Origin of the sequence: Paenibacillus piscarius, from assembly GCF_022234545.1 — a bacterium.
Lineage (GTDB): Bacteria > Bacillota > Bacilli > Paenibacillales > Paenibacillaceae > Paenibacillus_AQ > Paenibacillus_AQ piscarius.
The window spans coordinates 171,595-186,597 of record NZ_JAIEUI010000016.1; the positions used below are offsets into that span (position 1 = coordinate 171,595).

13 protein-coding genes are annotated in these 15,003 nt (G+C 54.3%); 7 read left to right on the forward strand and 6 right to left on the reverse strand.

Annotated elements, in window-relative coordinates; genetic code table 11:
* Window positions 1–353 precede the first annotated feature (353 nt).
* The 4 genes from K1558_RS22985 to K1558_RS23000 are packed head-to-tail and all read left to right on the forward strand — an operon-like array spanning window position 354 to window position 5,920.
* On the forward strand, window positions 354–2,150 hold the full coding sequence (locus K1558_RS22985) for an MrcB family domain-containing protein (protein ID WP_238654065.1): 1,797 nt from the start codon (window positions 354–356) through the stop codon (window positions 2,148–2,150).
* Entirely contained in the window at window positions 2,122–4,536 is a 2,415-nt protein-coding gene (locus K1558_RS22990; RefSeq protein WP_238654067.1) for a restriction endonuclease-like protein, read from the forward strand. The genes K1558_RS22985 and K1558_RS22990 overlap by 29 nt, the downstream gene beginning before the upstream one ends.
* 19 nt (window positions 4,537–4,555) lie before the next feature.
* Entirely contained in the window at window positions 4,556–5,392 is an 837-nt protein-coding gene (locus K1558_RS22995; protein WP_238654069.1) for a copper amine oxidase N-terminal domain-containing protein, read from the forward strand.
* Between the two features lie 24 nt (window positions 5,393–5,416).
* The gene (locus tag K1558_RS23000; protein ID WP_238654072.1) at window positions 5,417–5,920 is read left to right on the forward strand and encodes an NADAR family protein; all 504 of its coding nucleotides are present in this window, start codon (window positions 5,417–5,419) and stop codon (window positions 5,918–5,920) included.
* 179 nt (window positions 5,921–6,099) lie between these two features.
* Here K1558_RS23000 and K1558_RS33220 read toward each other — a convergent pair whose 3' ends face one another.
* Window positions 6,100–6,192: a putative holin-like toxin gene (locus K1558_RS33220; RefSeq protein WP_372238078.1), complete on the reverse strand. Its 93-nt coding sequence runs from the start codon at window positions 6,190–6,192 to the stop codon at window positions 6,100–6,102.
* Between the two features lie 183 nt (window positions 6,193–6,375).
* On the opposite strand from K1558_RS33220, the gene K1558_RS23005 reads away from it, so the two are divergent.
* Both K1558_RS23005 and K1558_RS23010 read left to right on the forward strand, forming a co-directional pair.
* A complete protein-coding gene (locus K1558_RS23005) occupies window positions 6,376–6,906 on the forward strand; it encodes a hypothetical protein (protein ID WP_238654075.1) in 531 nt (176 codons plus the stop codon).
* A gap of 541 nt (window positions 6,907–7,447) precedes the next feature.
* Entirely contained in the window at window positions 7,448–8,551 is a 1,104-nt protein-coding gene (locus K1558_RS23010) for a slipin family protein (RefSeq protein WP_238654078.1), read from the forward strand.
* Window positions 8,552–8,646: 95 nt separating this feature from the next.
* Here K1558_RS23010 and msrAB read toward each other — a convergent pair whose 3' ends face one another.
* The 5 genes from msrAB to K1558_RS23035 all read right to left on the reverse strand — a co-directional run bounded on the left by msrAB (window position 8,647) and on the right by K1558_RS23035 (window position 13,255).
* On the reverse strand, window positions 8,647–10,200 hold the full coding sequence (gene msrAB, locus K1558_RS23015) for a bifunctional peptide-methionine (S)-S-oxide reductase MsrA/peptide-methionine (R)-S-oxide reductase MsrB (RefSeq protein ID WP_238654079.1): 1,554 nt from the start codon (window positions 10,198–10,200) through the stop codon (window positions 8,647–8,649).
* Between the two features lie 18 nt (window positions 10,201–10,218).
* Entirely contained in the window at window positions 10,219–10,938 is a 720-nt protein-coding gene (locus K1558_RS23020; protein ID WP_238654080.1) for a cytochrome c biogenesis CcdA family protein, read from the reverse strand.
* Between the two features lie 44 nt (window positions 10,939–10,982).
* Entirely contained in the window at window positions 10,983–12,023 is a 1,041-nt protein-coding gene (locus K1558_RS23025) for a sensor histidine kinase (protein ID WP_238654081.1), read from the reverse strand.
* A complete protein-coding gene (locus K1558_RS23030) occupies window positions 12,023–12,727 on the reverse strand; it encodes a response regulator transcription factor (RefSeq protein WP_238654083.1) in 705 nt (234 codons plus the stop codon). Before K1558_RS23030 ends, K1558_RS23025 begins: the two co-directional genes overlap by 1 nt.
* Window positions 12,728–12,802: 75 nt before the next feature.
* Complete coding sequence (locus K1558_RS23035; RefSeq protein ID WP_238654084.1) at window positions 12,803–13,255, reverse strand: stalk domain-containing protein; 453 nt, start codon at window positions 13,253–13,255, stop codon at window positions 12,803–12,805.
* A 225-nt stretch (window positions 13,256–13,480) separates the two neighbouring features.
* On the opposite strand from K1558_RS23035, the gene K1558_RS23040 reads away from it, so the two are divergent.
* Window positions 13,481–14,638, forward strand: a complete 1,158-nt coding sequence (locus K1558_RS23040; protein ID WP_238654085.1) for a cobalamin-independent methionine synthase II family protein — start codon at window positions 13,481–13,483, stop codon at window positions 14,636–14,638.
* The last annotated feature ends 365 nt before the right edge of the window (window positions 14,639–15,003 follow it).

The following is a 15,003-nucleotide window of genomic DNA, read 5'->3' on the forward strand; positions in this document are numbered from 1 at the left end:
TTAGAGCTTCTAAGCGGGAACGAGTTTCTTATGATCGCGTTAAAAAGCGGTTTCTTAACTATTTCATAGCTGAACAAGAAAAAGGAAATCGGGTTGATTTGCCACAAGGTAAGAAGTTATGGAGAGAAGCATCTAACAGTCGGTTGAAAGATATGATTAACAGTCCTGTTAAAGCACTTTCGGATATTTTGTTTGTGGATTTGAAGGATAACACTATCGGGTTTCATACTCAGCTTTACAGACAGCTAGGGGAGGAGGGGCTTTCGCAGTTAGAGAGGCTTGCCGGCGAAGAGCTCCAATCCTATAATGCTGCGTTGCAGCGCTTTTCTTTGCAAAGTTATCTGGAGAAAATCTTGGCGGAGTACACCTCTGCTAAAATGGAAGGCTTTGCGGGCCATTCACTTGGCACATTGTTTCGCCAGACCCTGCCTTCAGAGCTTAAAGTGTTACCCTTCATAGATGAGCAATATAAAGTTCAAGGCTCGGTTGGACAAGGGAATTGGGCAACGGTTCCTTGGCTGGCAATTCTGGATAAACGAATCACGGAAACGACTCAGCATGGGGAATATGTTGTGTATCTGTTTGCTGAGGACATGAGTGCTGTGTATCTTACATTTAATCAGGGGGTAACGAAACCAATTCAAGAGAAGGGGCGCAGAGACGGCTATGCTTATCTGAGAGACCGCAAAGAAGCGCTTCTAGACCTTCTTGCTCTGACTAATATGAATAAGGATGAGAATATTCGTCTCGTAGATAGCGGTCTAGGACAAGACTATCAGGTATCGACGGTAGCTTACATTAAGTACGAAAGAGGAAACGTCCCGAACGATGAGCAGCTCATTCAAGATCTTGAGAATGTAATCGAAGATTACCGTCTATATGTGGAATCGGCGATCGCTCCCAGTGATGACGAAACCATTGATGAGGAAGTGGAACTATTGCCACAACAAGCCGAACCGTTGAAGGATGAGGAAGTTAAAAGTATCCTCCACCACATCCAATCCCACATCCGCCGCCAAGGCTTCTTTTTCCCGGAGCATCTAATTGAGAATTTCTACCTGTCGCTGAAGGCGAAGCCGTTTGTGATTCTGGCGGGGATCTCGGGGACGGGGAAGACGAGGCTGGTGAAGCTGTTCGCAGAGGCGTTGGGGGCGACGCGGGATAATGGGCAGTTCACGTTGATTCCGGTGCGGCCGGATTGGAGTGATCCTGCGGATCTGCTGGGGTATAAGGATCTGGCGGGGCGGTTCCAGCCGGGGCCGGTGACGCAGGTGTTCGTGGAGGCGCGGCAGCCGGAGAACCGGCATAAGCCGTATTTTATCTGCCTGGATGAGATGAACCTTGCCCGGGTGGAGCATTATTTCAGTGATCTGTTAAGTGTGCTGGAGACGCAGGAGTGGCGGGAGGGGGAGATTCGGACGCAGGCGCTGATCTCTTCTGCCCTGCTGGGTACGCCTGAGGATGAGCTGAAGTACGGGGGCCTCGGCATCCCGGAGAATGTGTTCCTGATCGGGACGGTGAATATGGACGAGACCACGCACCCTTTTAGCAAAAAAGTCCTCGACCGCGCCAGCACCCTGGAGTTCAATTACATCAATCTGCAGCAGTATCCACAGGCGATGACGCAGGAGGCAGACGGTGCCACTGAGCTGGCGGAGCTGAATCATCTGTTCCTCCGTTCCGATTATCTCTCCTTGGCCGATGCCTACGAACCTTATCAGGAGCTTGTGGTGCGGACGACCGGAAGGCTGGTTAGGATCAACGCGCTGCTGGAGGATATTCATGCTCATGTGGGGTTCCGGGTGCGGGATGCGGTGTGCTTCTATATGATCTATAACGAGCGGTATGGCCTGATGGATGAGGAAGAGGCGTTCGACTGGCAGCTCCTGCAAAAGCTTCTCCCGCGCATTCAAGGCAGTCATTCCTCGGTGCGCCGGGTCCTGCTGGGCCTGATGAAGGAGGCCATTGGCAATGGTACCGGATTAGCAGTGAATATCGAATCGCTTATGGAGGATGCTTCTCCGCTCTATACGAAGTGGTCTGGCGGGCAGATGCCGCCTGGGGTGAAGCATCCGCAGAGCGCCCGCAAAATGGCTTACATGCTTAGGAGGCTGGAGGAAGATGGATTCACCTCATACTGGCTCTCGTGATCAGGCGGTCGAATTGCTTCGTGTGGAGACAGAGCTGTTCACGCTGTATCTCCAGGGGAAGCCCTATCATCCTACGGTGGAGACGCTGCAATTGCATCGTTCTACAGAGCAGGAGTGGTTGGAGGCCACGCTTGGCATAACTTGCTCACAGCGGCTGGGTGAGGTGCAGATTAAGGTGTTCTCGCCGGAAGCCTATGGGCTGGTGGATTGGGTGCCGGGGGAGAGGGCTTTTCCTTGCTTTTATGAGACCCAGTCTTACGAGCTTGTGCTTCAGACTAAGGGGGCGGCGAACCTGACGTTCTATCATGAGAATGTGCTGCTCCGGCAGGCGGTGAAGCCGCTAGGTGACTCGATTCTGGCGGGCGTGCTGAATTTCAAGAATGAGGTCGGACTGACGGAATGGGAGATCCGGGGTGACGGGCGGACGCTGCTGCGGGTGGAGATGGAGATTTTCCCCTCGAAAATGGATTACAAGCTGGACTACCAGAATATTCTGCATGAAGTGAATGCGCAGATCTATAATCTGGCCTTCGACTTCCTGCGCCGGACCTATCAGCTCACCGGGCTGCGGGAGACGCAGCATCAGAGCCTGACGGAATTCTTCGCGATCCTCCAGCATATCTTCAGACAGCTATTGGAGGCCGTGGAGCGGATCAACAAGAACCCTCACTATGCGCTGCTCCAGGACCGCCGTCTAATGGACGCCAACCGGGTCAAAAAAGCCGGAAGAGAGAACATCCGCGAGCTCGCCAAGCATCCTGAACGGTTAAGGGAGGACGCGAAGCATGGCTTCTTAAGCATCGGCAACCGGAGCTACACGGCCACACACCTGATGGAGACGCGGAAGCGCCTCGCCTATGATACGAATGAGAACCGTTTTGTCCGCTGGATGCTGGAGAGGATTCACGGGAAGCTGAAGGCGCTGAAGAACCGCTGGAGAGAGAATAGACGAACCTCCGACCCTTTGCTGATTACAAGGCTGGATTCCATGCTGACGCAGATCGACCGGGTGCTCCAAATGGATTTTGTGCGTGAGGCTGGTGTGCTGAAGCAGATGTCCGTGACATTGGTGCTGCAAATGGCCCCTGGTTACCGGGAGGTCTACCGCTGCTATCTCATGCTGCTCAAAGGCCTGTCGATCCAAGGCGATCTCCTTCGCCTATCCATGAAGGATGTTGCGCAGCTCTATGAGTACTGGTGCTTCCTCAAGCTGAATCAGCTGCTGGGGCAGAAGTATAGGCTGGTGAAGCAGGATATTATTAAGGTGAACCGGAACGGGATCTTTGTGACGCTGGACCGCTCGCAGAGTGCGCAGATGGTCTATGAGAATCCGCTGAACGGGGAGCAGTTCATCCTGTATTATAACTCGATCCCGCCAACGGATAAGACGCCGACACTGAGCCAGCGACCGGACAATGTGCTTACGCTGAAGAAGAAGGATGCGGGGCAGGTTAAGGAGTATAAGTATGTTTTTGACGCTAAGTACCGGTTGAATCCTGCCTATCCGGACACTCCCTATGAGACAAGATACGGCCAGCCCGGGCCGGAGGAGGACGACATTAATACGATGCACCGCTACCGGGACGCGATTGTGTATCAGGAGCAGGGCTCGGGGGAGTATGAGCGCAGCATGTTCGGGGCCTATGTGTTATTCCCTTACCCGGATGAGGAGCGGTTCAAGAGCCATCAGTTCTACCGCAGCATTGAGCTGCTCAACATCGGTGCCTTCCCGTTCCTGCCGAATGCCACAGGTCTGGTCGAGCAATTCCTGGAGGAGATCATCCGCGACAGCCCGGAGAAAGCCTACGAACGATCTACACGCCCGCGCGGCACGAAGGAGTATTATGCCGATAAGCTGGCGGGCAAGAATGTGCTGGTCGGATCAGTCCGGGGGCCGGGGCAAGTTGGGGTGGCGTTGCGGAACGCTTTTTATCATATGCCGCTTAAGAATCTTGCCAGCCAGAAGCTGCTGACCCAGATCGAATACATCGCGATGTGCCAATCCCGCAAGAAGTTCATTGATCCGGCCAAAACGGGCATACACTGGGTAGGCAAGGTAGCGGATTGGAAGGTGCTGCGGTGTAAGGAGATTACCGAGGTTCCTTGCCGGCCGGGGACAGAAGAGGAATTGTATGTCCGGTTCACCATTGAAGAATGGAAGAGGTTAGCGGACCCTATCGCGCTAGGGGGACAAGGGATTCTCACAGTGCTCCATACCAGCAAGTACATTCTGGACCGGGCCTTGGAGATTGCCGAGCTTCGTCTAGATACGGAGACCGAGCTGCGGGAATGGCGGGAGAAGCGCCGCAAGGGCCGGGTGAAGGTGAGGCTGGATCATGAGGAGTATGTGGATTTGGGTCGGGTGGTGGAGGTTAGGAATATTTGAAAAAGAGGAGAGATGAATTATGAATCATCGCCAACATTCATTCTTTCGGCTAGCTATGAAAACCTTAGTTATGCTGCTGTGCGCTGGTCTGTTGCCACTCGTACATACGGGTACTTCGGCGCAGGCTGCACCGGTAGTGGGGAATCAGATTAGGCCGCTGCTGATCAACAACCAATATGTGCTGTTTCCAGGTAAGCTGGCGCCCTATATCCAGGAGGGGAAGTTAATGGTGCCGGTCCGTGCGTTCGCAGGTGCGCTGGGTGCACAGTTGACCTATGATGCCGCCACCAAAAGCACCACAATCTCGCTTCTTGGGGAGAGTGTGGGGAAGCTGCGGGCCGGGCAGGCTACAGCGGTAACCAAAGACGGGAGTACGATAGCGTTGGGGGTGTCCCCGCAGTTGCGGGATGGCGTGCTGTTTGCGCCGATGAACCCGATCCTCACCGGGCTGAAGAAGCTGAAATGGGAGAACATGTCTAACGTGCTTCACCGCAATGTACTGATAGTGCAGGGCCGGGCGGATACAGTGCTGCCGCAGGCCAAGTGGTGGCAGAGCGTGACTCCGTTTGGAGATGTGCCTGGGGAGAAGCATAATCCTTTTTACCCTACACTGTTGACACAATCTGCTGATGGGAAAGGCTTCCGGCTGGCGCTGAGCGTGATTAACGCTTCCGGGTTTGTCGTTGCCAAGGATGCTTCGAGTCTGGAGCTTGTTGCTGTGAACAGCCAAGGCCAAGCCGTTGTCCGGCAGCTTCCCGGCCCTTCGCAGGCGACTCCTAAGGCAGGAGCTCTGTCATTCACGATTAATGTGCCCACAGCGCCGGATTATGTGATTTTCAATTCACGGATCAAGTAAAAACTCAAGGAGGCCAGGCCTGCCATGGACAACCAGGAGCATATCCAGAAGCTGCACGATGAAGATAGGAAGGAAGGGTTAGCGGATAAGCCAGAGGCGCGTGTGATACGTTTCTACGAGACGGATAAGCCTTACGGCTGCTTTTCTAATTTTGCGAAGTATCCGATTCTGTTAAAAGGTAAAGAGTGGGCGACAACGGAGCATTATTTCCAAGCGCAAAAGTTTGCGGGAACAGAGCATGAAGAGGAAATCCGGCTTGCCAGTACGCCTATGATAGCGGCCAGAATGGGACGTGAGCGGAATCGGCCGCTGCGCCCGGATTGGGAGGAGTGTAAGGTGCAGGTGATGCGGGAAGCGCTCATGGCCAAGGTTGATCAGCATCCTGTAATCAAGTCAATCCTACTATCCACAGGGGATTGCACGCTTGTTGAGCATACCTCGAATGATGCTTACTGGGGAGACGGCGGGAACGGGCAGGGCGGTAATATGCTGGGGAAGCTGTTGATGGAGATTCGGGATGGTAGATAACTTCATACATTTTCTTACTTTATGAACTGATTTGTGGTATAGTAAAGGCAGAAAAAACGTAGAATACAAAGAGAGCCGTGCTGGATACACGACTCTCGGAGCAATAGCCGCTTTTAAGGGCGGCGGCTTCAGTGGGTAAAACAGTTAAAGAATAGACCGCTACCCTTGAGCAGGGCGGTCTATTTCTTTTTGTGGAAAGAGAGAATCAAAACAACCAGAGTCGCGAATGATATCATTAGCGTCAATGCTTGATAAACCTCCACAGGCTTCACCTCCCTTCCGGGAGATTAGCCGACCGCCCATATAAGCCTTTCTATTGCTTCTGCGATTATACCACGGATGGAAAATTTTGAATATACGAACAGGTAGGTCCAACCAATGGATCCCGCCGGAAGAGTGGGTTTAGGCTAATGAGAGATATTAAGAGAGCGGTGCAATAGGCAGAAGAAAGTATAATGAAAAAAGAGAGTCATGCAGCGAACACGACTCTCGGAGAAGTATCCACTTTTAAGGGCGGTGGCTCGGTAATAGGTTTAGGCAGAAATAGACCGCTTCCTTTGACCAGGGCGGCCTATTTCTTTATGGAGGAATTAAGCAATGCGATAATGAACATGCCGAACATGAACAACAGGGATTGCGAATGGAATACACAAACCGAATCCCTAACCAAGCCCAAAAGCAGGCTCCCCCACCTGCCTTTGGGCTTTTTTTATCGATTGGGAAATTATTATTTTCGTGCAATGTGGATAAGTGTCTTGGAGCATCGCAGGAGACTATATTCTGGAATGACTTCGCTGTTCACCGAACACAATGGGCTGCCCGTGGTCATCTGGGCTGGAGGCGGATATGGTCGAAAAACCGACCACATTCGGTGCAGCGGAGGAACGATGTCGGGATATGGTCGAAAAACTGACCACATTGGCGATGCCGCAGGCCTTATGTTCATGCCTCTAACCCCCCTCTGGAAATTTATTCTTCCATCGTAATACTTCCGCCATGTTCGTTCCGCCTGATCTAAGCGATGATAGAGCCTGTAGATAACGCTGAGCGCGTTCATCCTACATCCGGTTCTTATCCGGGCGGGCGTAACGAGGCGGGGATCTCCGGTGATCCCGCAGTGCCGGCATGTATGTTACGGTATCCTGTACAGTCCGTGCGGTAAGAGCAAAGAAGGGGTTCGATTCCCCGATCGCTTTCGCAGCGACGTTGGTTACAGTACTCGACTTCCATCGAGCGACTATTGAGCACAATCAGAATAAGGAAACCAATGGACAGAATCCCTGGCGGCTGGTATAGCGCTACTGCGGCAGGGCTTTGTAATCCGTGGATACCGGCAGCAGGGAAGCTTGCGGAGACAGGGGGAAGGACAGAGGGGAACGAGGGCTGGCTGAAGGTTGGGTTAGCCTCAGGTCTCAAGAGTCCTCCCGGATCTCCCGGCAGAGCGGCTGTCTCAAGCGTGATTCCGTCCGGGTCCGCAGCGGGATTCTGTCTTCCATTGGTCCAATCATGAAGGGGGTAATACATACAATGTTGAAGCCAATTACGATTCAAGCGGACCAGCGCGGTCTGCTCTTTCATAAAGGAAGTTATGTGAAGCGGCTGCTGCCGGGAACCTACCGTTATTTCTCCTGGTCGCAGCACACTGTGGTAGTAGTGGATATTGCTAAGCCTTTTAGTGCTGGCGGGAAGGACCTGCAGTTGTTCTTACAGGATGATGAGCTGCTGCGGGAGCTGGATGTGGTACGGGTACAGGATCATGAGCTGGTGCTGCACTACGAGGATGGCCAGTTCATGCAGGTGTTGAAGCCGGGGGTGTATGCGTATTGGAATCTGCTGAAAAAGCATACCTTCGTCCACACCGACATCCGTGTGCCGGAGCTGCCCGCCGGAATCGACCGCTCAATCATCGCGCGGATTGCGCCGCACCTGCAGAGCTGCGAAATCGCCAGCTACGAGCTGGGGTTCCTGTTCTACGATCATACGCTCCAGCGGGAGCTGACGCCGGGGAAATATTATTTCTGGAAGGGACCGGTCTCGGTGCTGACCAAGAAGGTCGATCTGAGACAGCAGCAGATGGATCTGCTCGGCCAGGAGATGATGACCGAAGATAAGGTCACGCTGCGCCTGAACTTCGTCTGCCAGTACCGGATCGTAAGTCCGCACCGTGTGCTGGAGCTGAAGGATTTCGATGAGCAGATCCACATCCAGCTTCAGCTCCTGCTGCGGGAGTATGTTGGGATGCTGAGATTGGACGATCTGCTGAAGCGGAAGGAGGATGTGGCGACGTTCATTCTGGACCGTATCCGGGAGAAGGAAGAAGAGTTTGGGGTGCGCTTCCTTGGGGCAGGCGTGAAGGATGTCATTCTGCCGGGAGACATGAAGGAGATCCTGAACACCGTACTGCTCGCTGAGAAAAAAGCCCAGGCCAACCTGCTCACCCGCCGGGAAGAGACCGCCTCAACGCGCAGCCTGTTGAATACCGCGAAGCTGATGGATGAGAACCAGACGCTGTTCCGGCTCAAGGAGCTGGAATTCCTGGAGAAAATCTGCGACCGGATCGGCTCCATCTCGGTCACCGGCGGCGGTGATCTGCTGGAGCGGTTAAGCTCGCTCATTGGGAGCAATAAATAAACAGCAATCGCCCTCCACACAGCTCAGCGCATGAGCCGGTGGAGGGCGATTCTTGCTGTAAGAGAAGCTCCTTCATCTGCACGATTCCGCTTAATCTACTGCACCAGCCCCATCAAATACCCGTAATGCTCTCCCTTCATCTGGTCCAGCGGGATGAAGCGGATGGAGGCGCTGTTGATGCAATAGCGCTTGCCGCCGCGGTCCGCGGGGCCATCGTCGAAAACATGGCCCAGGTGAATGTCACCGGACTGGCTGCGCACCTCGGTGCGTTCCATGCCGAAGCTGGTGTCGGTGTGGTAGGTGACGACCTGCGGGGCGATGGGCCTCGTGAAGCTGGGCCAGCCGCAGCCGGAGTCGTATTTATCCTTGCTAGAGAACAGCGGCTGGCCAGTGGCGATATCGACATACAGGCCGGGCTCGTAGTTATCCCAATATTCGTTGCTGAAGGCATGCTCGGTATCGTTATTGACGGCTACCGCATATTGTTCAGCGGTTAGTTGCTGCTTGAGCTCTGCATCTGAGGGGCGCGGGTATTGGTCCGGATCGATCACCGGCTCTTGCCCGTCCAGAATTCTCAGGTCGATGTGGCAATACCCGTCAGGGTTCTTCGCCAGGTAATTCTGATGATATTCCTCCGCCAGATAGTAATTCTGAAGAGGAAGCACTTCGGTTACAATCTTCTTGTCATACTTTGTCTGCTCCTGGGCTACGGCCTGCTGGATGATCGCTGCATCCTCCGGGGACGAATAGTAGATTCCGGTCCGGTATTGGACACCCTGGTCATTGCCTTGCTTGTTCAGGCTGGTCGGATCAACGACCTTGAAATAAGCTTCCAGGAGCTGCTTCAGGGTGACCTGCTTCGGATCATACTTCACATGCACCGTCTCCGCGAATCCCCGGTCCCCGCGAATGACATCCTCATAGGTCGGATTCTCGCCTTCCCCGTTGGCATAGCCGGAGGTAACGTCCTGAACGCCCTGGATACGCGCCATGTACGCCTCGACGCCCCAGAAGCAGCCGCCCGCCAGATACAGATTCCGCAGATCCTTGTCAGGTATATTGTGGGTCGTGACCGCTGGCACCGGGGCAGTGGCTGAAGCAGACTTCATTCCCGCGAACATGTCCTTAATCTGCTCGTTGGAGGCATGGCCCGGAAGGGACTTCACCAGCAACCCTTCTTCATCGATATAAAAAGAGCTGGGATACGCCCGTACCTGAAACTCCTTTGCCCATGTCCCGTCTTCATCCAAGAGCACGGTCAGATTGTCATACGATTGCCGGTTAAACCAGTCCGTGAATTCCTCGGTGGATTTCTCGCCCTTGTAGCCTGGGGCTACAATCGATACCACCTCGAAGTCCTTCTCCTGTCCGGCCAGGGTATCCAGCTCCTCCAGACCGGCAAGACAGATGGAGCACCAGGAGGCCCAGTATTTCACATACACCTTCTTGCCCTTCAGGTCCTCCAGCTTCAGCGAATTACCCTTCAGATCCTGCAGGGCGAATGCCGGAGCCGGCTTCCCCTTGCTCATAGCTGCGCCAGAGTCTGTCTTGCCTGCTCCTGCCCCCGGCTTGACGCCGCAGGCGGCCAGGACCCCGAGCACTCCAGCAATGACGAGGAGCATCCCGAACCATTTCCATGTCTTCTTCATGCCTGATTCCTCCTCCCGTTATTGAATCCAGCTCACCATCGTATTCAACTGGTCTGTCATAAGCAGCAGCCCCATGGCGATCAGGATGCAGCCGGAAGCGATTTTGATGCCCCTCATGTACCGGTACAGGCGGCGAATCCGCTGAAGCAGAACCTCCGAGAAGACGGCCAGGATTAGAAAAGGAATTGCCAGACCCAGCGTATACAGCAGCATCAGGAATCCTCCGTAGGCCGGAGAGCCTTCCCCGGCGGCGATGCTGAGAATCCCTGCGAGGACCGGTCCGATGCAGGGTGTCCACCCGAAGCTGAACGTCAGGCCAAGCAGGAAGGCTCCGATATATCCGCCCTTGGAGACGTGCTGGGTGGACAGCTTCTTTTCCCGTTCGAGCCAGGAGAGCCTGATGAGTCCGGTCTGATAGATGCCGAATAGCACCACGACCGCTCCGCAGACGGCAATGAACCGGGGGCTTGAGATGAGATTGCCCAGGATGCCGGAGCCGAAGCCCAGCATAATGAACACGACTGAGAGTCCAAGCACGAACAATACTGTCCGCAGCAGGAACACCGAACGGAACCGGAAGCTGCTTGCCGCACCTGTGCCCTGAACCACCGTACCGCCAGCCATGCTTCCCGACAGATACGAGACATAGACCGGAAGCAGCGGCAGAATACAGGGTGCAAAAAACGATAATACTCCTGCGCCGAAGACGCCGAACAGGAATACAAAATCACCCGCCATCTCCATCACCTCCTTATAAAGTACTGATTCGCTGAAGCCAGAGCTTACCGGCTGGTATAGATTGGAACGGTGAACCAGAAGCGGCTGCCGGAGCCCTTAATGCTGTCTACGCCAATCTCGCCGCCATGCAGCTCCACGATGGATTGAGCGATGGCGAGACCGAGCCCGGCACCGCCGCTGTTTTTGCTGCGTGATTTATCGATCCGGTAAAAGCGTTCGAAGATCCGTGAGGTCTCGGCCGCATCGATGCCCTGGCCTTCATCCGTCACGGAGATGCGCAGGAACGGGCCGTCCTCGGCGGCAGAGAGCACGATGTTCCCGGCCACAGGAGAATGTTGAATCGCATTCTGCACAAGATTGGATAGCACCCGCTTGATCTGCGTGGGCATCATCAGGGCCGCAGGCAGCTTATCCGGCAGTTCAATCTCGACTTTCAGCCGCTTCTCTGCCAAGTGGAACGAGAAGCTCTCCAGCGTGCTGATCAGCAGCTCATCCGCATGACAGGGCTGCGGGTCGAAGGTTCCGCCGCTGGCCTCCAGGCTGGATAGCTCAAAAAGGTCCTGGATCAGCCCGGCCAGCCGCTTCGTCTCCAGCCGGATCGTATTCAGATACCGCTGGAAGGTCTCATCGTCCTTGATCACATCATCCTCCAGCGCTTCCACGAATGACTGAATGGAGGCGAGAGGGGTCCGCAGATCATGCGAGACATTCGCGATCAGCTCGCGCCGGGCGGACTCGGACTGGTGGAGATGGTCGAAGCTTTCTTTTAACTTACTGCTCATCTCATTGAATTGCCGGGCCATCAGCTTGAACTCCTGCGGACCAATCAGCGGGACATCCGTGTGGAAATCCCCCTCGGCAATCCGTACCGTCTGCTCGGTAATCCGGGCAATGGACTTCTCCACCGGCCGGGTCAGCAGATGCTGCAGGACAAAGGAGAACAGGGCGATGCCGGCGGTGATGCCGGAGAGATAGTAGAGCTGGTCAATGGTGAGCAGCATCCGGGAATAGCTGACGAAGAGACAGACCAGCAGGACGCCGATGCCGGTGAAGCTGGACAACAACAGATAGGTACGCAGCTTCATCAGATACCCTCACCCGCAAACTTATAGCCGATGCCCCAGACCGTCTTGATATATTTCGGGTCGGAGGGAGCCGGTTCAATCTTCTCGCGTAATCTTCTTATATGCACAGTAACGGTGGTCGTGTCTCCTTCGTAGCTGAAATCCCAGATTTTGCTCAGGATCTGCGTCCGCGAGAACACCTGCCCCGGATGGCTGGCCAGCAGATACAGCAGCTCGAATTCGGTCACCGTCAAGTCCATCGCCTGCCCGCCGATCTCCACGGTGCGCTTTCCGACATCTATCGTCAGCCCTTCGTACTTAATCGTGTGTTCCGCAGCGGTAGCGGGCGAGGCCTGGACGACCCTCATCCGGCGCAGAATCGCCTGCACCCGCAGCACCAGCTCTCTTGGACTGAAGGGCTTGGTCAGATAATCATCCGCCCCCATCGTCAGCCCCATCAGCCGGTCCTGCTCCTCGCCGCGCGCCGTCAGCATGATGATCGGGAGATCATCGGTCTGCCGGATCTCGCTGCACACCTCCCAGCCGTTCTTATGCGGCATCATCAGATCTAGCACCATCAGGCTGGGCGGCTGGCTGCGCCAGAGCTCTAACGCCTCCAAGCCGTCTTTGGCGGTTGTCACCAGATATCCTTCCCGTTCCAGGTACCTGCGGCACACATCAGTAATATTCGGATCATCATCCGCGACCAGCAAGCGTTCATTCATCGTAACCCACCCCATATCCGTAGAAAATCCATTTGATTCCATCATATCATATGGCGGGGGCACTGCTCCGTCTGCTTATTTCATAGCTTTGGCAGGCTTCATGTACATGGTCACTACCGTATCCGCCACATAAGTGCTGCCATCGTACAGAGCCGGAGCCGTGCTCAGATTGACGGTCTTACCGTCGACCATCATTTTTTTCGACCCGATCATCACCTTAATCATCTTGGCCGCCGGCATCATACCATCGTCCATCGTCTTGCTGTCGTCCATCATCTTATCGTCATCCATCATCTTGCCATCATCCATCATCTTGTCCATGTACATCAGCGAGACGGAGCGGTCTTTGCTGTTCCATTCAATGCTGTAGCCGTACATCATGGCCGCCTGTCTCAGGTTCATCAGCTCCATGCCGTCCTTCTTCATCGTCTTGATACCTGCCGCCGCACCGGCGATGCCGGACACCGCCAGAGAGAGAACCAATACCGCTGTCATCATGAACCGTTTGCCTGCTTTGCTGTTACCCATGCTAATCACGCTCCATTTCTTTGTAGTGTTTACAAGGAACAGAATAAGCGGGAGAGCTTACGATTCTCTAAGCGAAATCTTACGATTGTATTACGGCAGCGGAGCGGGAGTATAACTTGCGGCTATAGCCAGATATCAAGTTTAAGTGTTACGTCTCAGGCCGCACTCCATGCTAGAATTTATACACCAAGACAGAACAGTGTGAGACTAGAGGAGGACTATAACATGTGCGAGAGATTTCAGATCGTAGGCAGCCTGCTGCGTCCGGCGGAGCTATTAGAATATAAGCAGCAAATCGAACACCGGGACGATATTCAGTATCCTTTTTACGGAGATTTCCAGGGATATGAGCAGTGTGAGGCGAAGGCGATTCAGACAGTAGTGGAGCAGGAGAAGGAGCACGGGCTGTCGATTCTGACGGATGGGGAGTATTCCAAGTCGATGTGGCATCTGGACTTCGTGTGGGGCTTCCAGGGGATTGAGCGCTATATCGCACCTCACGGGTATTTCTTCAGAGACATTGACGGCACTTCCAAATACGAGACGCGAAAAGACATCGGCCTCCGCATCACCGGCGAGCTCGGCGGCAAGAATCACCACTTCCTTCAGGCGTACCGTCAGCTTCAGGAGCATGCCGGAGACTGGGAGACGAAGCTGTGCGTGCCTTCGCCGTCCCATATCTTCGGAGAGCTGTCCTGGTCGGATAACCTCGGCGGCGAGGGTGCAGTATACCAGAGCCGGGATGAGCTGAAGGCTGGTCTGGTGAGGGCGTATAAGGATTTTGTAGGGGAATTCGCAGCCGCTGGCGGCTTAATCCTGCAATTCGACGACTGCCTCTGGGAGCTGTTCGCGGACGATAATCCGAATTCGCCATTTACCGGCGAGAAAATCAACCACGAAGAAGTACAGAGTCTCGCTACAGAGTTCATCGACATCAACAACACCATTATTGACTACGGACATAGCCTGGGGCTGAAAATGTGGACTCATAACTGCCGCGGCAACTACGATTCCCGCAACATGGGCGGCGGCTCGTATGTGAAGATTGCCAACCTGTTCCTGAAGCAGCTGAAGTATGACCGCTTCTTCCTGGAGTGGGATGATGAGCGCGCTGGCTCACTGGAGGCACTTGCCGTGTTCAAGGATAGACCGGAGACGGAGATCGTGCTGGGCCTGCTGTCCTCTAAGACGAACACACTGGACGATGAGGAACGTGTCCTGAGAATGCTGGACGAAGCCTCCAAAATCATTCCGAAGGAAAGACTGCTGCTCTCCCATCAATGCGGCTTCGCCTCGTGCGATGGCGGGAATGAACTGACGCAAGCGGAGCAATGGGCGAAGATTACGCAAGGCCAGGAGCTTGCCCGGCAATATTGGGCATAACTGCATTAATAGGCAGCAACTGTTCATAAAAGCAAGCCCGCATCCGGCAACACGATGCGGGCTTGCTGCTTGTTCAGGGAGTCCTCTGAACGAGGAGCAGATGGAATGTATATGAAAAACCGAATACAATGTGCCGGGCGAAGGTACACAGGCCAATTGTATGCGGAAAACCAAATACAATGGTGCTGCTGCGCCAAGGGAAAGGCCTATGCTCCATAGCCAGTAACATTTATAGAGAAATCCTGCAGGAAGGAGACAATTTCATAATTCAATGTGTTAGATAGCAAGAGCGGGCCAGGGATTTAAAGTCATTTTTTCAAAAATCAGGCGATTTTCTGGGAGTCTCTCAACTGCTGGTTTAACTT